At 40.5% G+C, this 23,868-nt stretch carries 14 protein-coding genes; 12 read left to right on the top strand and 2 right to left on the bottom strand.

From position 1 onward, the window contains the following. Window positions 1–16 precede the first annotated feature (16 nt). The gene (gene bioB, locus HWV58_RS20630; RefSeq protein ID WP_175635903.1) at window positions 17–1,018 is read left to right on the top strand and encodes a biotin synthase BioB; all 1,002 of its coding nucleotides are present in this window, start codon (window positions 17–19) and stop codon (window positions 1,016–1,018) included. A 221-nt stretch (window positions 1,019–1,239) separates the two neighbouring features. Here bioB and HWV58_RS20625 read toward each other — a convergent pair whose 3' ends face one another. After that, a complete protein-coding gene (locus HWV58_RS20625) occupies window positions 1,240–1,650 on the bottom strand; it encodes an organic hydroperoxide resistance protein (RefSeq protein WP_175635902.1) in 411 nt (136 codons plus the stop codon). Window positions 1,651–2,095: 445 nt separating this feature from the next. Here HWV58_RS20625 and HWV58_RS20620 point away from each other — a divergent pair, with 445 nt between their 5' ends. The 3 genes from HWV58_RS20620 to HWV58_RS20610 are packed head-to-tail and all read left to right on the top strand — an operon-like array spanning window position 2,096 to window position 5,881. Beyond that, window positions 2,096–4,468 (top strand): gliding motility-associated C-terminal domain-containing protein, encoded by a 2,373-nt coding sequence (locus tag HWV58_RS20620; protein WP_175635901.1) that lies wholly within the window; start codon window positions 2,096–2,098, stop codon window positions 4,466–4,468. Further along, window positions 4,465–5,463: a PorP/SprF family type IX secretion system membrane protein gene (locus HWV58_RS20615; protein WP_175635900.1), complete on the top strand. Its 999-nt coding sequence runs from the start codon at window positions 4,465–4,467 to the stop codon at window positions 5,461–5,463. The genes HWV58_RS20620 and HWV58_RS20615 overlap by 4 nt, the downstream gene beginning before the upstream one ends. Window position 5,464: 1 nt before the next feature. Then, window positions 5,465–5,881 carry a hypothetical protein gene (locus HWV58_RS20610; protein WP_175635899.1) on the top strand — a complete coding sequence of 139 codons (417 nt, stop codon included), beginning with the start codon at window positions 5,465–5,467 and terminating at the stop codon, window positions 5,879–5,881. A 245-nt stretch (window positions 5,882–6,126) separates the two neighbouring features. Here HWV58_RS20610 and HWV58_RS20605 read toward each other — a convergent pair whose 3' ends face one another. Continuing rightward, window positions 6,127–8,244, bottom strand: a complete 2,118-nt coding sequence (locus HWV58_RS20605) for an FUSC family protein (protein ID WP_235972786.1) — start codon at window positions 8,242–8,244, stop codon at window positions 6,127–6,129. Between the two features lie 993 nt (window positions 8,245–9,237). Here HWV58_RS20605 and HWV58_RS20600 point away from each other — a divergent pair. From HWV58_RS20600 to HWV58_RS20565, 8 genes are all read left to right on the top strand, one after another. Then, on the top strand, window positions 9,238–9,816 hold the full coding sequence (locus tag HWV58_RS20600; RefSeq protein ID WP_235972785.1) for an RNA polymerase sigma factor: 579 nt from the start codon (window positions 9,238–9,240) through the stop codon (window positions 9,814–9,816). Between the two features lie 106 nt (window positions 9,817–9,922). Beyond that, window positions 9,923–10,975, top strand: coding sequence for a FecR family protein (locus tag HWV58_RS20595; RefSeq protein ID WP_175635897.1), 1,053 nt, complete (start codon window positions 9,923–9,925; stop codon window positions 10,973–10,975). A gap of 214 nt (window positions 10,976–11,189) precedes the next feature. Beyond that, the gene (locus tag HWV58_RS20590) at window positions 11,190–14,465 is read left to right on the top strand and encodes a SusC/RagA family TonB-linked outer membrane protein (protein ID WP_175635896.1); all 3,276 of its coding nucleotides are present in this window, start codon (window positions 11,190–11,192) and stop codon (window positions 14,463–14,465) included. An 11-nt stretch (window positions 14,466–14,476) separates the two neighbouring features. Further along, entirely contained in the window at window positions 14,477–16,369 is a 1,893-nt protein-coding gene (locus HWV58_RS20585) for a RagB/SusD family nutrient uptake outer membrane protein (protein WP_175635895.1), read from the top strand. A gap of 18 nt (window positions 16,370–16,387) precedes the next feature. Continuing rightward, window positions 16,388–16,867 (top strand): DUF5018-related domain-containing protein, encoded by a 480-nt coding sequence (locus HWV58_RS20580; RefSeq protein ID WP_175635894.1) that lies wholly within the window; start codon window positions 16,388–16,390, stop codon window positions 16,865–16,867. Window positions 16,868–16,954: 87 nt separating this feature from the next. Then, window positions 16,955–19,204 (top strand): beta-galactosidase, encoded by a 2,250-nt coding sequence (locus tag HWV58_RS20575; RefSeq protein WP_175635893.1) that lies wholly within the window; start codon window positions 16,955–16,957, stop codon window positions 19,202–19,204. Window positions 19,205–19,289: 85 nt separating this feature from the next. Further along, window positions 19,290–21,122, top strand: coding sequence for a right-handed parallel beta-helix repeat-containing protein (locus HWV58_RS20570; protein WP_175635892.1), 1,833 nt, complete (start codon window positions 19,290–19,292; stop codon window positions 21,120–21,122). Window positions 21,123–21,208: 86 nt separating this feature from the next. After that, entirely contained in the window at window positions 21,209–23,602 is a 2,394-nt protein-coding gene (locus HWV58_RS20565) for a glycoside hydrolase family 95 protein (protein ID WP_235972784.1), read from the top strand. Window positions 23,603–23,868 lie beyond the last annotated feature (266 nt).

Below are 23,868 nucleotides of genomic sequence, written 5' to 3'. Positions count from 1 at the left end.
ACAAATCCTGATCCGAATGCAAACGACAAGACACGATTGGACAAAAGAAGAAATATACGAAATTTACAATAGACCATTTTTAGATCTGGTTTACGAAGCAGCAAGCATACACAGAGCGAATAAAGATTACAATGAGGTTCAAGTAAGCTCATTGATTTCGATTAAAACCGGTGGCTGCAAAGAAGACTGTTCTTACTGCCCGCAGGCTGCCCGTTACCATACCGATGTAGAAGTACAGCCCATGATGCAGGTTAGCCAGGTGGTGAGCGCTGCTGTAAAGGCAAAAGAGGGTGGTGCATCACGTTTATGTATGGGCGCGGCATGGCGCGAGGTACGCGATAACCGCGATTTTGATCGTGTTATTGATATGGTTAAAGCTGTTAACGACATGGATATGGAGGTTTGCTGTACCCTGGGTATGCTTACCGAAGATCAGGCGCAACGTTTAGCCGATGCCGGTTTATATGCTTATAATCATAATCTGGATACTTCTGAAGACGATTACAAACGTATTATCTCAACCAGAACTTACGATGATCGTTTAAATACCATTCATAATGTACGTAAAGCTAAATTAACCGTATGTAGCGGTGGTATTATTGGTTTAGGCGAAACGGTAGAAGACCGCGTGTCGATGCTACAGACTTTATCAAACATGGAAACACATCCGGAGTCGGTACCTGTTAATGCTTTGGTACCCGTTAAAGGAACGCCTTTAGAAAATCAACCACGTGTACCGATCTGGGATATGGTAAGGATGATTGCTACTGCCCGTATTGTAATGCCAAATTCAGTGGTACGTTTATCGGCAGGAAGAAACGAAATGAGCACATTAGAGCAGGCTTTCTGTTTCATGGCAGGGGCAAGGTCTATTTTTGCAGGGGATAAGTTACTAACTACGCCAAACCCGGCTTTCGTTGATGATATGGCCATGTTCGAATTATTGGGATTAAAAACCCGCGATGCTTTTAAAAACGGTCGTCCGGCGAATACTTTGGTTAAAGAAGAAGCAATATAATTTAGCCAGCCAGAGGCTGACTTTGATATAAATCAGAAAGGTCCCGGTTTTTAACCAGGACCTTTTGTATTTAAAGGAAATTTTTCTCGAAGAAATACATACTTATTGTAGATCGTCTTTTCGAGCGAAGTGAAACGTAGTCGAGAAATCTAATTAAAGATCTCTCCATTTCGCTGCGCTCCAGTCGAGATGACGGACTATCATATAGGTTTGTGTAAAACCTACACCGCCGTAACCCTCACTTCGATATTCCCCTTAGTAGCTTTAGAATAAGGGCAGGTTCTGTGTGCTTTTTCTGCCAACGACTGTGCCTCCTCATGAGAGATACCGGGTATATGGACATCTAAATCGGCAGATAGCAAAAATGAATTGCCATCCTTATTAAACGAAACCAACACTTTTACATTTGCTTCACTTACATCTACACCTTCGCGTTCGGCTATAGAGCCTAAAGCTCCCAAATAACATGGACCCCATGCTGCGGCAAATAACTCTTCGGGGTTGGTTGCGCCTCCTTGTCCGCCCAATTCTTTTGGTTTTCTTACATCGAAATCCAAAATACCATCGCCCGATTTAATGTGTCCGTCTCTTCCTCCAGTCGCTGTAACTTCAGCTGTATATAGCTTTTCCATAATAATTTTCTTAATTGATTTAGTTTAACAAATTACAGTTGTCTTTGTTTTTAGCTGCGGTTAGACTGCTTAAAAATACTGCTAAGCGCATATTTGGCGATAGTTGAAATATTTTAAAATCATTTCATGTAAAAAAACAAGGAGTTATATATGCGCTTTTATCATCAAAACTGAGAAAGAAAATGAATCTGAAAATTTTAGGACAAATAATTTTATTTGTAATATAATTGAAAATCAATTTGTTATGATTTTTTATGTTAAGGTTGAGTGCGTGTAAGATTTAGCTGTACTCATTTATCAGTATCGGGTTTCGTGTAAAAAAGCATGACTTTATCTTGACACAAAATCGCTGGATATACTAAAACGATATTTTTATATCATAACTATTTAAATCATCCCGTTGATCAATAGATTGTTTTTAATGTTGCTCATAGCATGCTTTGCTATGCCAACCAGGTCTTATGCGCAATCCTGCCCGGAGAATATTGGTTTTGAAAATGGAAATTTTCAGAACTGGAAGATATTTACCGGTCTGGTAAGCATTGAAAACAATCAAACTACTTTTACTTTGAACGAAATTCCTAAACCTGCAACAGGAAGGCATAGCATTATTAGCAAGAAAAACCTTGTTGATCCATACGGAGGTTTTAGTCTGATTCCGCCGTCAGGAGGTAATTTTGTAGCTAAAATTGGTGATAACGGAACCGGAAGCCAGGTTGATGGTATTTCGTACCAGATGACTGTGCCTGCCGACCGGCCGGACTTTACCTTAACCTATCAGTATGCGGTGGTTTTAGAAGATCCCGATCATGAACCCTACGAACAGCCCCGTTTTATTGCGCGCGTAAAAGATGTAGAAAAAAACGAGTATATCCCTTGCGCTTCTTTTGAGTATGTAGCTACTTCTTCTTTACCTGGCTTTAAAAAATCTGCAGAATATGAAGGTGTAATTTACAAAGACTGGTCGGCGGTTACCATAAATTTATCGGGTTATCAGGGTAAGCAATTGCTGATTGAGTTTATCAGTACCGATTGTGCCAGAGGTGGCCATTTTGGTTATGCTTATGTAGATATAAACAACGTTTGTGGTGGTCCGATAGCAGGAAGTACTTATTGCAAAAGTGCAGATGCCTTAAATATGACAGGGCCAAGTGGCTTTCAGGACTATAGCTGGTACAATGCCGACCGTTCGGTTAAATATGGCACAGGCCAATCTATCAGCATTAAACCTAAACCAGCCGATGGATCGAAGATTGTTTTAGATGTAGTTCCTTACGCAGGTTTTGGTTGTCCGAGTACAATTAGTACGGTTATTAAAGGTGTTGATTATGAATTAAAGGTGCTAAATAAAGATATCGTTTGCCAAAACAGTGAAATCGATCTGCTAAGTGAAAAGTATATCTTAAACCGGACTGCTGATTTTAATTACCTGGTTTATGAAGACAAAGACCTGAGCAGGCAAATCGGAGCTATTGTTAAAATAACTGCCGACAAAACCTTTTACATTAAAGCCACCAACAACAAAGGTTGCGAGAGTGTAGTGCCAATCGATATTGCCGTATATAACGTAGCCAATATTACAGTTAATAATCCAGCTGCGGTTTGCTATTCGGAAAGTGTAGATATTACGAAGAGCGAATTATATGTAGGCGAAATGACGGGGATAACCAAAACCTATTACACTGATGAGGCTGCAAGACAAATTTTGACCGATCCACAATACATTAAAACTTCTGGCAGGTATTTTATTAAGTTCGCAAACGAATTTGGTTGTACTAAACTGGTTCCGGTTGAGGTAACAATTCAAGAGAAGCCATTGCTCAAAATTACCAATCCAAAACCCCTTTGCCTGGGCGGTCTGGTAGATCTTACTGCTTCGGAAAATTTCGCCGGTAGCGACGTTACATTTAAATATAGTTTTTACGAGGATGAGGCGCTGAGTAAAGCTTTAAGTGATCCTTCTCATATTGATAAATCCGGAGTTTATTATGTAAAAGCAGTTAGTGCAGCGGGTTGCATGGTAAGTGATAAAATAGTTGTGAGCATAACGAATCCACCTGTTTTCACCATAAATCAGCCAGCCACGGCCTGTTATCCCGATAAGGTAGATTTAACCAATCCGGCATTGTATATCGAAACCAATGGCCACTTTACTTACACTTTTTTTTGCGATAAGGCCCTTACAAATCCGCTTGCTTACCCAAAAGCAATTGTAAAACCAGGTACCTATTATGTAAAAGCAACCAACGAAAGCGGTTGTTTTAGCTCCGCTAAAATTGTAGTCAACTTCAATGAGCCGCCAAAACTTGTTTTAAATCAGCCAAGAACCATTTTTGATAATGAATTTATCGATTTAACCGCACCAGAAATTACCAAAGGCAGCAGCACATTTGTTAAAGCTACTTATTTTGAAGATCAGGATTTGAAACGCCCGGTACAGGACCCTACAAAAATGAACAGGGCAGGCGTTTATTATGTAGCCATACAAAGTGCGAATGGTTGTATAAGCAGCGCTCCAATTACCTTAACTGTTTTGCCACAGCCTAAAATTATAGTACCAACCGCCTTTACCCCACAGAAGGAAACCAATAACCGCTTGTATCCTTTTTTGGTTAGCGTTAAGAAACTAACCAGTTTCAGGGTTTACAACAAATGGGGCATTTTGGTTTACGAAAGTGAGGCTCTTGTTAATGGCGGCTGGGATGGCCAGTTTAAAAGCAAAATGCAGCCGCTTGAAACATTTTCGTGGTTTGCAGAAGGAATTGATCTGTTTGGCGGAAAAATTCAATCGAAAGGAAAAACTATTCTGATATTATGATGTACAAAGCGCTGATGATATTTTTTATGTGCCTGGCTGCTGTATGTTGTTCGGCACAAGACCCCAAATTTTCGCAGTATTTTGCGGCACCACTCTCGTTAAATCCGGCCTTCACGGGCTTCTTTGATGGCGAATACCGGATTTCAGTTAATACAAGGCAGCAGTGGGGTAATCTCGGCGATCCTTACAATACCTACAGCGTTTCGGGTGATATTAAATTAGTTGAAGACGAAAATTTCACGAATAACTACTTTAGCATTGGTTTGAGCGGTTTGTTTGATGAATCGTTAAATAAAGCTTTAAAATCCCAATATCTCAGTGCCAGTGCTTCTTACTATCAGTATTTTGATGAAGAACACCGGTTTAAATTCGGCCTTGCCCCACAAATTGCCTACGTAGCCAAATACCTCGATTATAATAAACTTACTTTTGCTTCGCAGTATAATGGTGGTGGTTTTGATACTTCGATGCCCAATTACCTCGATTTAAAAAACGATAAAACAGCTTATTTCGACGTAAATATCGGGGTCAATTTTGCTGCAAATTTTGATAGGTTAAGTATTGCCGCTGGTTATGCGCAATACCATTTAACCCGGCCGAAGGACGCTCTTTTAAACAGCAGTCGCGAATTTGTAGCTGCCCGCCGAACCGTTAATCTGGGTATGGTTTACCTGCTAAATGATTTTGCAGATTTAAATGTTACCGGGGTTTACAATGTGCAGAATAAAAACAAAGATGCCATATTGGGTACAGTTTTAGGCTTAAAGCCTGGCGAAGAAACCAAAGTGAAACTGAATTTAGGACTTTGGTATAAATTTAACGAAGCTTCGTTTTTTCCTTACGTGGGTGCGGCTGTTGGCAATATTAGTGCAGGCATAAATTATACGGTGTACGGCAGTAAATTATTAAATGCCACACCACGTACTTACGAACTCTCTTTTATATACCGGCACAATAACTTTAAAGGGTTTAAAGTGCCTTGCCCCAGATTTTAATATGATGAAAACCTTAGTTTGTTTCCTGTTTTGCTTTGTTTTGGCCAACACCGCTTATTGTCAGAAAAAGCAACTGGATTACCAGTATTTCCGCGAGGGTAAAACTTATTATGCTTTTAGCCTTTTTAGCGATGCGACTAATGCAGCCGGAGCCTTGTTGCTCGATTTTTCTACCAAATCTAAATTCAATAAGATTGAGAAGATAACGGTTACAGCAGGTAATATTGAGCTAAAACTGAAATTCAAAGTTCGAACGGATTCAATTCAATCAGACAATACCGAACAACGTTTTTATCCCGTTGTTTTTAATGCTAAGGATATTGCAGAGAAACAGCTTGGTTGTGATGGGCAGATTACTTTTAAACTCGATAACGGAGAATCGTACACTTTACCCTTTAATGCCTGTCTGATTAAATAAAAGTTAACTATTCAGCCTTCTTGATTTACCCTCAAGCAGTTTTTTTTATAAAAATTCATTAAAAAGAGGGTTTAAGTAGCAAAAGTCTGTTAAAGTGAAATTAGCTAACTATACTCTATCTATGCTTTACGGATGCTTTATCTATACTCTATCTATACTTTATCCATATTTTGGTGTTGCTTTAACAGGTATTTCATACATTAATTCTAACCGCTATATTAAACGTAGAATGGCTACACTAAAGGTTATAGTTTTATTTTAACCGAGAGTTTGTAAATATCATAGGCAACTTTCTGAATCAAATCGAACTGCTCCGGCACAAGGTCTTCGCCTTTTTTAGCACTTAAACCATTATCGTTTAATCTGATTAAAGGTACATTGTCAATGGTACTGGTGCCTTTTAAAAGATTTTCAATAGCCGCATCTAACAGGTAATTGGTATTGTTCGCAATCGGTTTTAAGTGATCAAAACTTTCGAAAACAAACTCATGTTCCTTGTTATAAAGCGAAAGCGTGGCTACATACGAGGAAAGCAGGTGACTTAAAGAGGTAAACTGGTGTACTTCTTTAATGAACAGCTGTTTGCTCTTCGGCTCAGAAAACATCCGCTGGAACAGCGAAGCCAGATTGGCGGTACTTACATATACTTCTTTACGTGCCAGTTTGTATTCTGTACGGTTGTAGCTTTTTTCAAAATACAATTTAATCACCTGGTCATAATAATCCTTATTGGCTTTTAAAATATCGATCATGGCCTCTTTCAGGTTTTCGTATTCCCAGGTAGGGAAGAGCGAGTAACTGGCCAGCAGCGCAATGCCCGAGCCGATAAACGTATCGTAAATCCTTTCCCTGGCCAAAGCAATAGATCCCATTCCTAAAAAATCGAAGAGAATGAGGATATAGGGCGTCATGAAAAGTACGCTTACTACGTAATTCTTACGCTGAAAACTGTAACAGCCAATCATGCAAATCAGCAAAATTACAAATAAGGTATTTCTGTCGTGGATATAGGTAAGCACACCCATCCCCACAAATGCACCCACGGTTGTACCGATTAAACGCTGATAATTGCGCTCTTTGGTTAAACTAAAGCCAGGTTTCGAAATTACCAGGATGGTGAGTAAAATCCAGTAACTGTGCGAGAAATTTAAGGCCAGCGATACCACAAAGCCCAGCAACATCACTACGGTAACGCGTAGCGAATGTCTGAAAGTGGAAGAACTGTAAGTTAAGTTTTCGGTAAAGAGTTTAAAATCGAACTTCTGGCGCGTAATAAACTTTTCTGTATCTACCTCTGCCTGGCGGATATCTTTGCTATTCCTGATTTTAAAATAACTGAAAATAGTTTTAACACGCGAAAGGATATTTTCGATGTTCACCTCAATGTTTTTCAGCGCAATAATTCCAAGTGTATTGTATTCCTGGTTTTGGTTATTTTTTTCGAGGTTATTGATTTTGATTTTTAAACGCTCTATTTCAATGAGCAGCCGTTTAGAAACAACTGGTGTACCACCGCTTTTCAGCGCAAAAGCAATGTCATCTAAAGCATAAGAAATCCGTTTAATGGCCATTTCATAATCAGACAGGATTCCAGCTTTATCAAACTGATCGTGCAGCTGCTGATAGTTGTAATAAGTAGACATTACCTGCTCAAAAAGATCGACCATATCTACAAAAACCAATAACAGGAAGCGGCCTTCGGGTGTCGAATCGCGAACAATCTCGCGCGTTCTGAAAAGCAATTCCCTAACGGCATCCTGTTTTTCATGCACCGATACCTGTAGCTGTAGCAGATCGGCGTAGGTTTTTTCATAATTGTTGTTCTGGTGGTAAAATTTGGCTTTTTCCCTTAAAAATTCGGCTACTTCTAAAATCGAATCGCTTAACGATTGTTGCACCAGCCTGAAGGGACGGAGGCGGTAAACAAAATAGCTTAAACCGGTATACCATAAGCTACCTGCCAGAACGAGTGCTGAGTGGAGCAATACTTCCTGCCAGGGCCTGATATCGTCGATGCTGAGTACCATGATTAGCAACACTGCGGTACCAACCGAGGCTGCCCTGAGACCATAGATGTAAAACATCGAAAATATAAAACTCGATACAGCCAGTAAAAAGCCAATAAAGTAATGGTTTTTGTTGGTGAGGCCGGTAATAATAGAAAAAGTGAAAATCAGTGCCGTGGTAATAAACATGGCATTTCTCCGGTGTACCATTGGCCCCGGACTATCTACCACACTTACACATAAAGCGCCGAGCGATAAGGTCATGCCGTATTTAAGCATGCCAAACTGTGCAAATATTAAAGAGGGTAGCAGTACACCAATGGTAATGCGCAGGCCGTCGGCAAAATACGTACTCAATAAAAAGTCTTGAATATTTCGGATGGGTTGCCTGATCTGCATATTACAAAAATAACATAATAGCCATTCTTTTTGTTGAGATTGAAATTAAGTTTTTTGTTTTTTTAGCATTTTACGCCGAAAAACAGCAAGCCGCTGATTGTGAGTTGAATACATTTTGTGTATAAGTGAAAAACGGGACAATGTTAATAAACTTAAAATAAGTGCATTTTTAGCATTAAAAACAGGTTTTTAAATGGTTTAAATTGTTGATAACCAGTTTATTTAGGTTGAAAACTTTGTTTATAAAAATCATTATTTTTTCTTGACAGAGAATGCTTTTACACCTAAATTAGATCATATCAAATACGAAGTACTTTGAATTCTGATAAAACAATCCAAAAGAAATAAAGAACCGAGAGGTGACAGATTTCGGATAGTTTACAAGGATAACGGTTAGTTTCAGAAAGGGTTAAACCGAGTAAGAATATATATCGCCATCGCGAGATTGGCCGATAAGAAAACCGCACAGGCCTAACAGAGATTATTGAAAGCTAAGAAGTTTACGGACAGAAGAGCTGGAAATAAATTTTCACGAATCGTAAAAGTTGCAAAACCTAACGATAACGGAAAAATCAAGGTAACAAGAATTAGATGCTTTAAAATACAGCTATGGTTGTTTTTAAAGTTAAAAACGGGGAACTTAATCGAAAGAAGAAAGTCCCCGTTTTGCTTTTTATGATATTCTAACTGCCTGCTATTGGGCATCCTCAAATCACCAGCCATACATTTCTTCTTGCCTGAAAACTACTTGTTAGGATCGGATCTTCAGAAAAAAATAATGGTATTTCGATATTAACCTGTAACTTGGTGCCAACCAAATAAATGTAATACAATGCCACATCCCTGAAATCGTGGCCCGCTTAAAAGATTTAATGACTATATTTTTTCAAAAGTGCCTTAATGCAAGAACTTCAAGTTCAGTAGGGGGAAAGAACTGCTGTAAAATTTATTATGGACAAGCATAATTTTCCCGACGATAAGAGCACCCTCCATACGCTGTGGTGGGAGGCCATGTGCATGGGGGAGAAAGACGCTTTTCTAAATCTGTACAAAGGTCTTTACCGGAGTTTAGCCGGATTCGGTTTGCGGGTTTACGGCGATTCTGAAATGGTTACCGATACATTGAACCAGGTGTTTCTCGAACTTTGGGAGAAACACGATAAGCTTCCAAGGGTAGAGCAGGTTGAATCTTATCTCCGCACCATTTTAAAAAGGAAAATTTTAAAACGCATCGCGCAGGAGCAACGTTTGAATAAAGCCATTTCGGTAATTGTGACCGAAGATGAGGCTTTGCTGGAAATGCCTTATGAAGAGTTAATCGTTAAAATCCAATCAGATGAGCTGGTTAAAAACAGTTTACTTGCTGCCCTCGAAAAGTTAACCCCTCAGCAACGGAAATTAATTCAATTGCGCTTTTATGATGGTTTGAGTTATGAAGATGTGGCTAAGAGAACACAATTAACCGTTAGAACAGCCTATAATACCATTTATAGTGCATTAAAATTTTTGCGCACCCAGCTTAAATTTTAGCCTTTCCAGTCCATTCCGGGCACATTTGTAAAATAAATTAAAAAAAAGTAAAAAATACTTGGTAAAAAAATCACCTTCTGAGCACTGGTATTAAAAAGCCCGTTCCATGGTTGATGAATATAAGTACCCTGAAGATTTTTTAATGGATGATACCTTTAAGCAATATTGCGAAGGTAGTAACCAAAAATGTGTGGTTTTCTGGGAGGAATGGATTAATAAACATCCTGAAAAACATAAAACGGTTCTCGCGGCAAAAAAAATGTACCAGCTTTTAAGTGGTAATTTAAAGCCTGTTAATCAACAGATAGATTACCTCTCAGCGCAGCTAAACCCGGTAGCCAAAGTTAAAAGATTCAGCGCTGTACATTACACCATTGCGGCATCGGTATTAATCCTGTTTTTGGCGGGATTGATGTACCTGATTTATGAGCGCCCGAACAAGGCCGTTCACTATGCCGGAAATTTTGTTGCCAAAAGAGGAGAGAAGAAGAAAATTACTTTACCCGATGGTACTTTGGTATACCTTAATGCCGACAGTAAAATTGAACTGGGAGAACATTTTAACCAAAAGGACAGAAATGTTAAACTAATGGGCGAAGCTTATTTTGATGTAAAACACGATGCTGGCAAACCTTTCTTTGTACGAACCAAAGATTTTAAAATCAGCGTTTTGGGCACTGCATTTAATGTAAAGAGTTATGCCAACGAGGATGAATCGGCGGCAACCCTTGTACGGGGAACCATTAAACTCGAAGATAATACCGGCTTAAACAAAAACACCATTATCCTTAAAGCTGGTCAGAAAATTACTTATCACACGCAAAAAGCCCAGACAGATCCGGGCCTTTCTGCTACTGATGAGGCAGAAAGATTACCTAAAATTGAAGTCAATAACCTTACCGTAATAGACAAAGAGGTAGTAGAATCGGCATGGACAAATAACAATCTCATTTTTGCGAACGAAAATTTTGAAGCTATTAAAGTGCGGCTTGAACGCTGGTTTAATGTAATTATCGAACTTAAAGATAAAGAAGTAGCGAATTATGTTTACACTGCCAACTTTAAAAATGAAGACATCCTAACTGTATTGCACAATTTGCAACAAGTAAAACAATTTAAGTTTAAAAAGAAAGGAGAGCACATTACGATAACCAAATAAACAAACTAACCAAAATAAACCTGTATCGAAAAGAAAAAGGGGAAGTGCTCGAACACATTCCCCAATTAATTTTTTTGATCTTTTTTCTAATCTGGGGTTCCTCACTGGAAATGCGTAGCCCCAAATAAACCAATCAAAAAACAAAAATATGATTAAAATTTACATTAGTCAAGCCTCACCATGGCTCAGGCTCCTTTCTAAAGTCATCATCCAAATGAAGATTGCATTCTTATTAGTCTTTATTACCTGCCTAAATGTTTCTGCAAAGGTTTTTTCACAAGAAAAACTCACGCTCGATCTTAAAAACATCAAGCTCGAAAAAGCCTTACAAACCATTGAAAAACAAAGTGGTTATCGTTTTGTATATAGTCCTACTGAAGGCCCTTTTAATAAGGTTATCAGCATCAAAACCAATCAGGCTTCGCTTGAAGAGGTGATGCGTACCTTACTTTCGGGCACTGCGCTCAACTTTTCTGTCCAGCAGAATAACCTCATTACCATTTTGAAAGATGAAATGGTTAATCAGGAAGTTATTGTAAAAGGCCTTGTTAAAGATAGTACAGGTGTTGGGCTGCCCGGAGTTACCATTACGGTAAAAGGCGTAAAGGGAATCGGTACATCTACTGATGGCGAAGGTAAGTTCAGCCTTTCGGTACCTGATAATGCTACCCTTGTTTTTTCGCTTATCGGTTACGAAACCGTTGAAAGAAAAGCTACAGGCTCATTAACGGTAATTTTGAAAGCATTAGATAACAACCTGGATGAAGTAGTGGTACAGGCTTATGGTAAAACCACCAAACGCAAAACCACCAGTGCTATTTCTACCCTGGATATGGGTAACGTAGCGGCTTTACCCGTGCAGTCTATAAATGATGCAGTTGCGGGTAGGTTACCTGGGGTAATAGTAACGGCAGGTAGTGGAGCACCGGGTGCGAAAAGCAGCATCTCTATCCGTGGGCAGAATCCTATTTTTGTAATCGATAATATTGTTCGTTCGGCTAACGATTTTGCAAACTTAAATCCGAACGATATCGAGAGTTATTCGATATTAAAAGATGCGGGAGCTACAGCACTGTATGGAAATCAGGGGGCAAACGGAGTAATACTGGTGACGACAAAACGCGGTAGTGAAGGAAAAATAAATATTGGTTACGCTTACAATCAGATCTTCTCGCAGCCAACATTATTCCCTGAAAAAATCAGCTCATACGATCAGGCGGTTGCTTTAAACAGGTTATATGCCGATGAGGGCAGAAGCCCGTTCAGATCGGCTGCAGATTTGGAGAAATTACGTACCGGATCTGATCCTTTTAATTTCCCCAATACCGATTGGCAGGCACTGACCATGAAGAATTTCGCACCTGAAATGCGACATGACCTTTCAGTAACCTCGGGTACCAAAAAGTTAACTTACTATGCTGGCCTTTCGTACTACGACCAGGGAAGTATTTTAAGAACCGACCAGAATTATAACAAGCGTACAACTTATCGTTTAAATACCACCAGTCAATTCGATCAGCTAAATCTTAAAGTAAATGCCGGATTGGATGGTTTTATCGAAAGTAATGTTACGCCTGGAGTTGGATATGGAAGCATTTACAGCCACATCCAGAACAGGGGCTCAGCACAACTGGCTGTAAACGAATTTGGCCTGCCTACCACACAGCCAGATAATCCTGTTCGTGAGCTTGATCCACAATCGGGATACAACAGGCAGCTTGCAAAAATTTTAAATACCAACCTGGGGCTTGAATATACTGCACACTTTTTAGAAGGTTTAAAGTTTAAGGTAAACGGTACCTATACCACTTACAACAATGTAAGCAAAAACTGGAATTACCTTGCGCCGGCTTACAATCTGAACAGTACCACTCCAATATACGGTAATCCGCCCAGTTTAACTGTAGGTCAGGGCCAGGGTAGCACTTTAACCTTACAGGGATATGTGCTTTACAGCAAAACCTTTGGCGATCATAGTATCGATTTTACCGGAGTGGTTGAGCACCAGCAAGATGAAGCTTCTAACATTTCGGGCAACCGGAAAAATTACCAGATTATTTTTGACCAGCTGATTGCCGGGCCAGCGCTCGACCAATCGGTAAGTGGTGGGGAAACGGAAGCTGCAAGAGCGGCTTTACTTGGTAGGTTAACGTATAGCTATAAGTCGAGGTATTCTATAGAAGGATCGATTAGGAGGGATGGAGATTATCTGTTTGTTCCTGGCCGTCAGTGGGGTACATTTTACGCTGTTTCTGGTAACTACATTATTTCTGAAGAGAAATTTATGAAATCGCTGAAAGACAGACATATTCTTGATTTTTTAAAACTGAGAGGTTCTTATGGTGTGCTGGGCGATAAGACCGGCGTAGGTGCATTTGGTTATGTACCATCGTACAGCATTAACCCAACAGCTTATGTGGTAAACGGAAATCTGGTACAAGGCACATCCGAACCGGGAAGTTTACCAAATAGTACCTATTCCTGGCAAACCATTGGTAGCAGGGATTTAGCATTGGAGTTTGGAACCCTGAATAACCGGTTAAGCGGTACCTTCGATTATTATTACACCCGCAGAACAGGTTTCGTTACCGGCGATCCTCGTTTCTCGTCAACATTGGGTATCGGTTTGCCACAAATTAACTTTACCGAAGGTGCTTTACGTACCGAGGGTTACGATTTTAATCTCAACTGGGCGAGCAATATAGGCAAGTTTACCTACAAAATCGGCCTTAATTTTACCCGTTACAACTCGTTATGGGAACGAAATCCTGGCGACGACGATGCCACCTTAAAAAATCCTTACACCCGTACTACCAATACTAGCGGAGGCTTTTTACAAACAGGTTATTATAATTCTGGCTTCTATACTTCAAATAGTCAGTTGCTAAACGGTGCCCGCCGTATCAGCTCAACCAATGTGGTGGCTGGCGATTTAAGGTATCAGGATCTTAATGGCGATGGACAGATTAACGGCGATGATTTTAGAAGAATCGGAAGCAATACTTTTCCACGCACCAATTATGGCGTAACCATCGATTTGGGATATAAAGGATTTACATTTAATGCAGTAGTACAGGGTGCTGGTAACCGCGACCGTTATTTAGGAAATGCAGTACAAGGTGGCGATCCGCAAAATCCTTTGGCTTATGGTTTTCAGCTCGATTACTGGCGACCAGATAATACCGATGCACTTTTTCCAAGAGCAGTGAGTGCAACAACTGTAAATGGCGGAAATAATTTTACAGGAAGTGATTTCTGGCTGGTTAAATCAAAATATGTGCGCTTAAAATATGTACAGTTTGGTTACGATTTTAAAGAAAGCGTACTTAAAAAATCACCATTTCAGCAACTGCGTTTGTTTGTTTCAGGCACTAACCTGTTAACCTCATCAAACAGTACCGACTATTTTATCGATCCGGAATCGAATACCAACAATTACGATTATCCGATCCAGCGCACGTTTGCAATAGGTTTAAATGTAGGTTTCTAATCATTAAAGTCATGAAAAAAATTATAATAACAATTTGGGTTTGTGCCGTTATGCTGGCTTTAAACTCTTGTAAGAAGGTATTAGATGCCGATCCACTTAGTCTGATTAGTCCGGATGTGGTTTGGAGCAGTAAAGCCAATGCCGAAACTTTTGTTTTTGCAACTTATGGTATCATGGATGCCTATAATTCAGGTCTTAAAGGTGCCGAAGATATATACTCTGCCAATATTTTAGGAGCTTATGGTAACGGCGATAATGCCTTTACCGTTTTTTCGGAAACATTGACCAACAGAAATGACTATGGTTTTAATAACTGGGGTTCGGTACGTCGTTGCAACGTAATTATTAAGAATGTAAGCGAATCGGCAGGTATAGCAGATGCAGATAAAAAAGCACTTATTGCAGAAGCGAAGTTTTTAAGGGCGATGTCTTACTATAACATCGCCAGAAGAACCGGCCGTATTGCCTGGATAGATAAGGTATTGACTGAAAACGACGATCTTAAAGTGCCAAGTACAGCCAATCCTACCGAAAGTTATAATTTCATTATTAAAGACCTGGAAGATGCTGTAGCCGATTTACCAACCACGAAAATTACCGGCAGAACCAATAAATATGTGGCAGCAGCATTTTTAAGTGAAGTATGTTTGCAGGCCCTGGCCTACAAAAACTATCCGGCGGCACCAAATGTTGCAACAAACGATCCTTTACTGGATAAAATTATTACCAATGCACAACTGGTAATCAGTGGTGGTTATGCGCTGGAAGCCGATTATGAGGGTATGTTTAACGAAACCAAAAGTACCTCAAATGAGATCATCTTTGCCATTTACAAAAAGGCAATCAATACCTCCTTATCGAGTACACCAATGCAGCACCAGTTGCCTAACATTAAACCCGAAACTATTATTCAGTTTAGTGGTACGCCCTTATTTAATAAACCGGTACCATTTGAGGTTTGGCCTGAAAATTTCCCTGCGCAGAACTTTACCGACGATTATTTAACGGTTGATAAAGCCGATCCAAATAAAGTGGTGGCCTGGAACCAGACTTCGCAATACCTTAATGCGGTTGATGAAAGTGTAAACGTAGTAGCACCCTTTGCTAAATCGGGCTTTCCTGATGATAAAACGGCTAAGCTAAACAATGATATTGTGGTTAAAATGGGCCGTATTAAACCTGGGAGTACAGAAACCATGTGGACTTTAACCAACGAAAACCGTGATGCGAGGTGGAAAGCTTCTATCATCAGCGATTCGACCCGTTTTTATGGCGAATTGTTTACCACCGGTTTAAAAGGTAACTCGGGCAGGTTTTTAGGTACCATTAATGGTGGTGGCTACGATTGTACGTTAAGTAATATGTATTGGCGCAAAGGTTTGTATACCAATGTAAGTCCATCTTATTTAAATAGTGTAAGTACCGATTATCATTTTGTTTGCATGCGTTTAGGTCGGGTGTATTTAAACCTGGCCGAAGCTTATTTATTAAAAGGAGATTTAACCAGTGCCTTATTAAACCTGAATAAAACCAGAACTTTTCATGGAAAACTTCCGGCTTCAGCGGCAGGTACACTTGCTGCTGCCTGGAAAGATTATAGAATAGAAAGAAGGGTTGAACTGGCAGAAGAAAATGATCATTATTACAGTTTATTGCGTTGGGGCAGATTTGGTGGTGATGCAAATGATGGTATAGCGCCTGGTGGTACCATTAAAGAGTTAACAGAGCCCATGCGTGTAATGGACATATCAAAAGACCGCAAATCTTTTTCTATTGTAACTGGGCCATTTGGCCGGCAGTACAACGACCGCAAATTTGATGCTTCCAGAAGATATCTTTTCCCAATACCGCAAAACTTAATCGATAACAATCCAAAATTCGGTCCGCAAAACCCAGGATGGTAACCCTTAATCAATCAAATCATGAAATTTAAAATAAAACACATATCCTTCCTGATGATGCTCGCATCGTTGGCTTTGTTTTCCTCTTGCTTAAAAAAGGATTTGAAGGATTATCCCCTGTACGACACCAATGAAATTACATTGGTTAATGCCGAACACCGCTTTAATGGTTCGGCTACTATGAATGGACAACCCATCGTAGCCTATCAGAAATTAAATGTAACCCAAACGGTTGATAAAACAAATGCTACTATTAATGTAGTCATATCGGTGCCTGCCGCCAGTGGCCAGTTTACAGCTGTAGAGAAAGCAAAGGTTGTACAAAGCAATTTGTGGTTTTATCTCAATATATCTACAGCAGCAAGCATTTCACCAACAGGAGGAACGCCTGCACTCGGCGACCCTACAGATGCCACGAAACCACTTAAATATGTGGTAACTGCAGCGAATGGTGCCAGCAGGGTATGGACCATTAATATAACCTCATTTACAAATAATTAGGAGTTAGTTGGTTTAGTTTGGAGCCGTTAAAATTTTTAACGGCTCTTTTTTCACACACACACACACACACATTTGAAATTAATTAAGATGATTAAGGTAAAAATACTTTTATCGGGACTGTTCGTATTTTTAATATCGGTTTTACAAGCCCAGGTTTATCAGATTGATATTAAAAACAAACCTGCGCCTGAAAGGAACCCTATTCCCATGTCGGGAATAAACCCTGCAGGCACCCGGTTGGGCGTAAACAGTCAATACTTCACTAAAAATAATCAGCCCTGGTTTCCGATGATGGGCGAATTACATTATAATCGTGTAAGGCCCGAAGATTGGGAAACAGAAATTTTAAAGATGAAAAGCTGCGGTTTGTCTATTGTGGCTACCTACGTTTTCTGGAACGAACATGAAAGAGAGAAAGGCGTATGGGACTGGAAAGGAAACCGCAATCTTCATCAATTTATTCAGCTTTGCCAGAAATATGGCCTCTATGTGTGGCTGCGGATCGGCCCCTGGAGTCATGGCGAACAGTTAAACGGCGGTTTTCCCGATTGGATACAAAGCCTGAAAGGGCACCGTAGCAACGATCCCGAATACCTGAAAGCATCAGCGATTTTGTTTAATCAGATCGCGCAGCAAACCAAAAGCTTGTTTTTTACAGAAGGTGGGCCAATTATTGGCATTCAGCTAGAAAATGAATATGCCAGCGGGCAGGCTGCACACATTAGCACGTTGAAAGCAATGGCCCAAAAAGTACAAATTAATCCGGTTTACTGGAGTGTAACCGCTAATACAGTATTCGATGATAACAAAATGGAAGTCATTCCTTTACAAGGTTCTTATGCTTACAGGGGGTGGGAAAGGGCTGGAGGAGTGGCTACAAAAGACTTTCTGTATGGTAACGACCAATGGATCATGACGGATGCACTGGGCAAAGTTTTTTACGATGTAAATAAATTTCCAAGAGGATTATGCGAACAGGGTGCCGGCAGCCAAATGACCTACCGCAACCGCTTTGTAGTTGCACCAGAAGTAATAGCGGCACATTTGCAGAACCAGATTGGCCGGGGGATGAATCTGGTGGGGTATTACATGTTTCATGGTGGTACACAAACACCTGGTTTAAAAGAACCTGGTCATCCTGAAAGTTACGATTTTCAGGCACCGATTGATGAATTTGGTTTGCTAAGACCTTCGTATAAGCAATTAAAAGTACTGCATACTTTTGTTAACGATTTCGGGGCCGAATTGGCACCCATGCAGGTTTACGAGCCCGAAAAACCGGTGCGCGACGAGAAAAATACCGCCGATTTAAGGTATGTAGCCAGGGCAAAGGGTAACAGTGGCTTTTTGTTTTTAGGCAACACACAGGTACGTATCTCCATGCCCGACAAAACGGTTTCGATGCAGGTTAATCTGCCCGAAGAAACCATTCATTTCCCATCACTATTACTTAAGGGAGAAACCACAGCAATTTTACCTTTCAATTTAAAAGCGGGTTCGGCTTTAATTAAATATGCCACTGCGCAGCCTTTCGCTAAACTCATAAATGGTAAAAATATTACCTTATTTTTTAAGTGTTTGAATAGCGTAAACCCTCAGTTGGCACTCGATAGCCGTACGCTAAAAAGTAAAGATATTGCTGGTTGGAAAGTCAGCCAAAACGGTAATCAGTTACAATTGGTTTCCGGTAGCCGTACCGATTGCAGCTTTAACGATATAGACGGAAACCACATCAAAGTAGTATTTATTACCGCCACGCAGGCTGAAAATGCCTGGAGAACAAAATTGAAAGGACAGGATGCGCTTTTAATTACCGAGGCCGATGTTGTAATGCAAAAAGACCAGCTTAACCTGAAACAATTAAACAAACCTGCGTTCGATATAATGGTTTACCCCAAAGGCTTGAAGACTTTTAGTGCAGTAGCAACAAAGACTACAAGCACACTTTTCGATACCTATCATTGGCAGTCACCAGCATATAATCCGCAAATAGCGATGAAATTCCCAACCAATAAAATAGCTGACGTGATCCTGAACCCTGCACTACCTAAAAATGTAAACGATGTGATCTTAAATGTAAATTACCTGGGGAATGCCTGCGATCTGATTCAGCAAGGGACGATCAAAACCGATAACTTATTTAATGGACAAACCTGGCAAATCAGTCTCAAAAGGTTTTGGGAAGATGGCAACTTAAGCCTTAATTTAAAAGATTGGGACGATAAAACTACAGGTGTACCAGCCGATGTAGTGCAGGAAATTAAAACCAAAGGACCAAGATTTATTTCAGTTAAAGCTGTTCCACAGTATCAAACCATTATAGATTTGAAAAATTAACCGAATATACCGCTGCTTTTGAACGATAAAAAAGATGAATAGAGCAGCATTATTAATTGGTTAAAGCTATATTTATAACCACACAATGAAAAAATATATCACCCTCTTACTATGGTGTATGGGCTACCAGCTTTACGCGCAAACCATTGATGTTACCCAATTTGGTGCCCGGCCCAACAGTTTTGCCGACGCTACTGGCAGTGTGCAAAAAGCAATCGAAAAAGCAAAAGGCCAAACTAATACCGTATTGAATTTCCCAAAGGGGAGATACGATTTCTGGCCCGACAGTGCTGCGGAAACCCATTATTATATTTCAAACAGCTCTTCGGAAGTAGAATTTCCGGTTAAAAAGCAAAGAGTTGGCTTATACCTTAAAGATTTAAAAAATGTTACTATAGAAGGCAATGGCTCAGTTTTCGTTTTTCACGGTAAAATGATTACCTGGGTAATTGATGGGAGCGAAAATATGCGCATTCAAAATCTCTCGGTTAATTACGAGAGGCCAGGCATGTCGGAAATGACTTTGGAGGAAATTACCCCAACTTCGGTTACCGCTAAAGTGCATCCCGATAGTAAATTCGCCATTATTAACGGCCAGTTGGAGTGGTATGGCGAAAAATGGATTACCAAAAACCATCATGCCGTGTTGGTGAGGCCAAACGCTGGCACTTTATTTTACAGTAACTGGGATGTTTTTGCCAAAAGCAAGGCCGAACAGATTGCGCCATACACGGTGAAATTTACCGGTAATTTTACGAGGTTTAAAGCCCAGGCAGGAGATGTGCTGACGATTAGAGACCGTTACCGCGATTACGTGGGAGCGTTTAATAACCGGTCTAAAAATATCAGTTTACAAAACGTTAATATGTATTCGATGCATGGTTTAGGCATCGTATCGCAATTTTGCGAAAACCTGCATTACGATAATGTTGCTGTAGCACCAGAGCCGGGGAGTGGTCGTGTGATTGCTTCATCGGCCGATGGCATGCACTTTTCGGGTTGTAAAGGCCAGATTACGCTAAATAATTGCCGGTATAACGGCATGCACGATGATCCGGTTAATGTGCATGGCACGCATTTGAAAGTAAGTGAAATGGTATCGCCCAATACCTTAAAACTAAAATTTATGCACCACCAGACTTATGGCTTCAATGCTTTTATACCTGGTGATACCGTAGCCTACGTACACAGTGCTGCGCTCCAGATTTTTGCTCAAGGGATAATTAAAACCGCTAAATTAATCTCTGAACGCGAAATGCTGGTTGAGCTCGAAAAACCTTTTCCTGCAGAATTGAAAGTGGGCGATGCTTTAGAAAATGTAACCTGGACACCAGCCGTAAAAATTACAAATTGCAGGTTTGAAGGTACCATTTCGCGCGGAACGCTGATTACGACACGGCGCAAGGTACTCATCGAAAACAATGTCTATTACCGTACCGGTATGCATGCTATCCTGATCGAAAATGATGCCATGGGCTGGTACGAATCGGGTCCGGTAGCTGATGTTACCATCCGCAATAACCAGTTTATAGAATGCGGTTTTAATAGCGGATCGGATAATTACGCCATTAAAATCAATCCCGAAAACATCGAATGGGTTAAAAATTATTATGTGCACCGCAACATCAGGATCGAAAATAATACTTTCAGGCAGTACGACTACCCGGTTTTATCGGCAAAAAGTACAAAAGGACTGAGCTTTATTAATAACAAGATAGAAAAATCTGATTTTATGCCAGCCGGTAAAGTACGTGCGGCGCTAAATTTTTGGGGTTGTAGCGGCGTACTAATTAAAGGAAACCAGTTTGGCAACGAAAAACCAACAATACAATTGAAAGATATGGTTAAGGCAGATATCAAATCTGATATTCAGTTTGAAATCCCCGTAAATCCAGAATTAAGTAAGCATGATAATTAAGTTTAAGATTTTGCTAAAACAATTGACGATTAACGCCTTGTTTTTATTTAATTTACGCCTAAATCCTACAGACTAACCAAATGAAAATGAGATTTTTATTGATTTTACTATGTGCCATTGTGAGCTTAAGCGTTAATGCGCAAAATAATGCCCTCAAACTTTGGTATACCAAGCCGGCAACCCAGTTTGAAGAAGCTTTACCCCTTGGTAACGGTCGCTTAGGGGCGATGGTTTATGGTGGTATTGCCAAAGAGCGGATTTCGCTCAATGAGGCAACATTATGGTCGGGTGGACCGATTGATGCTTCGAAAATAAATCCCAATGCTAAAAATTACCTGACTCCGGTAAGAGAAGCATTGTTTGCCGAAGATTACAAAAAGGCCGATTCGCTGGCACATTTTATGCAGGGACCATACTCTGAAGCTTTTATGCCCCTGGGCAACCTGTTTTTTAATTTTGCCAACACCGGCCAGGTATCCAATTACAGGAGGGAACTCGATATTCAGAACGCGGTGTCGAAAGTTAGTTATCAGGCGAATCAGACTACCTATACACGCGAATCTTTTGCCTCGCATCCGCAACAGCTTATTATTTTCAGGCTAACCGCTTCCGGTAAAGATAAACTTAATTTCACCTGTAATTTCGATAGTAAACTATTGGCCAAAAGTTTGGTTAAACAAGGTATGCTGTTGCTTAAAGGCTGGGCTCCGGTGCACACCGAACCCAATTATCGCGGCAACATTGCCAATGCTGTAGTAAACGATACCGTAAATGCCATGCGCTTTGTTTCGATGCTAAAAGTATTAAAAACCGATGGCAAGCAGCTTTTGAAAGATAGTACTTTAAGCATTAAAGGCGCAACAGAAGTAGTGCTGGCACTGTCAATGGCTACCAGTTACAATGGAATTGACAAGAACCCGGGTACAGCAGGCAAAGCCGAAAATGCGATAGCTGCTGCTTACCTTAAGAATGTGGCAAACCGCAATTATGAAAGCTTGAAAACTGCCCACCAGGTCGATTTCAGGAAATATTTTGACCGGGTATCTTTACAACTTGGTGATACCGAAAATGAAAAATTAAATACTATAGACCGCCTCAACCGTTTTGCCTCTGGTAAAACCGACAACAGTTTAATTGCCTTATTTTATCAGTACAGTCGGTATTTATTAATCAGTTCATCGCGCATGGGGGGATTGCCAGCTAATTTACAGGGCATCTGGAATGAATCGGTACGGCCACCATGGAGCAGCAATTATACCACCAATATTAATGCTCAAATGAATTATTGGGGAGCCGAGGCAGCTAATTTACCCGAAATGCACCAGCCTTTGTTAGATTTTATTGATCGCCTGGCCGCTCCGGGTGCCATTACGGCTAAGAATTTTTATAATGCCGGGGGCTGGGTATGTCACCACAACAGCAGTATGTGGGCCATGACTAATCCGGTAGGTGATAGTGGCGAGGGCGATCCTTGCTGGGCCAACTGGCCAATGGGTGGCACCTGGTTAAGCACCCATTTGTGGGAGCATTATGCTTTTACCCGCGATCAGAATTTCTTAAAACAACAGGCTTATCCTTTGATAAAAGGTTCGGTGCAGTTTTGCCTCGATTTTTTAACCGCCGATAAAAAAGGCTATCTGGTAACGGCACCTTCAACTTCGCCCGAGAACGTTTACATCACCGATAAAGGCTATGCGGGGCAGACTTTGTATGGCAGTACCGCCGATATGGCCATGATCAGGGAGTTATTTACCGATTATCTTAAAACGGCTGAAATATTAAAAGTAGATGAAGCCATGCAAATCAAAGTGAAGCAGGCTATGGCTAAACTTTATCCTTATCAGGTCGGTAAAAAAGGAAACCTCCAGGAATGGTACCATGACTGGGAAGATCGCGAACCGCATCACAGGCATTTATCGCACCTGTTTTCTGCTTATCCGGGTTACAGTATTACCACTTCCGAAACACCAAAACTAGCCGATGCGGTACGTAAATCGCTCGAATTACGTACAAACGAAGGTACAGGCTGGGCCATCACCTGGCGGATTAACTTATGGGCCAGGATGCAAAATGCGGAGCGCGCTTACGATGCCGTGAAAAAACTGATGCGTTTTGTAGGTAAAGATGCAGCCATTAAATATGGCGGCGGTGGGATTTATGCCAATTTGTTTGGCGCACATCCACCTTTTCAGATTGACGGAAACTTTGGCGGTGGAGCAGGTATAGCCGAAATGCTCTTGCAAAGCCATCAGAACTACGTCGAATTATTGCCCGCATTGCCTGTTGAATGGAAAATGGGTGCTGTTAAAGGTTTTGTAGCCAGAGGTAATTTTGTGGTTGATATGACCTGGAAAGATGGGAAATTAACAGGTGCCACTATCCTTTCCCGCAAAGGTGGCAGCTGCAAACTGATGTATAATGGTAAAATAAAGGAGATGAATACTGTAGCCAATAAAAGCTATACGGTGAAATTTGACTAGTAACTGGTCGGTTCGGACAGTAATCAGTAGAGGAAGATGATGATGTAAAGCTGGTCGGTGGGGACACCGACCAGTAGACTATTTCACATCGTCCTATCGGCTGGTTGTCCTCACCGGTGGAATAAAAGCTGGTCGGTGGGGACACCAATGCTATTAACTTAAGCTATTTATATGTTTGGTGAAGCCTGTTTTTCCTTTTTTTAAATGTTATCCTGACAAAGCTTCTATCTGGTTTTATTGGGATTTTAGAAGATGCTATAAGTTTA

The organism is Pedobacter ghigonis (genome assembly GCF_903166585.1).
Classification (GTDB): Bacteria; Bacteroidota; Bacteroidia; order Sphingobacteriales; family Sphingobacteriaceae; genus Pedobacter; species Pedobacter ghigonis.
The sequence above is the reverse complement of the archived record's forward strand: the minus strand, read 5'-3'. Positions and strand labels throughout refer to the sequence as shown.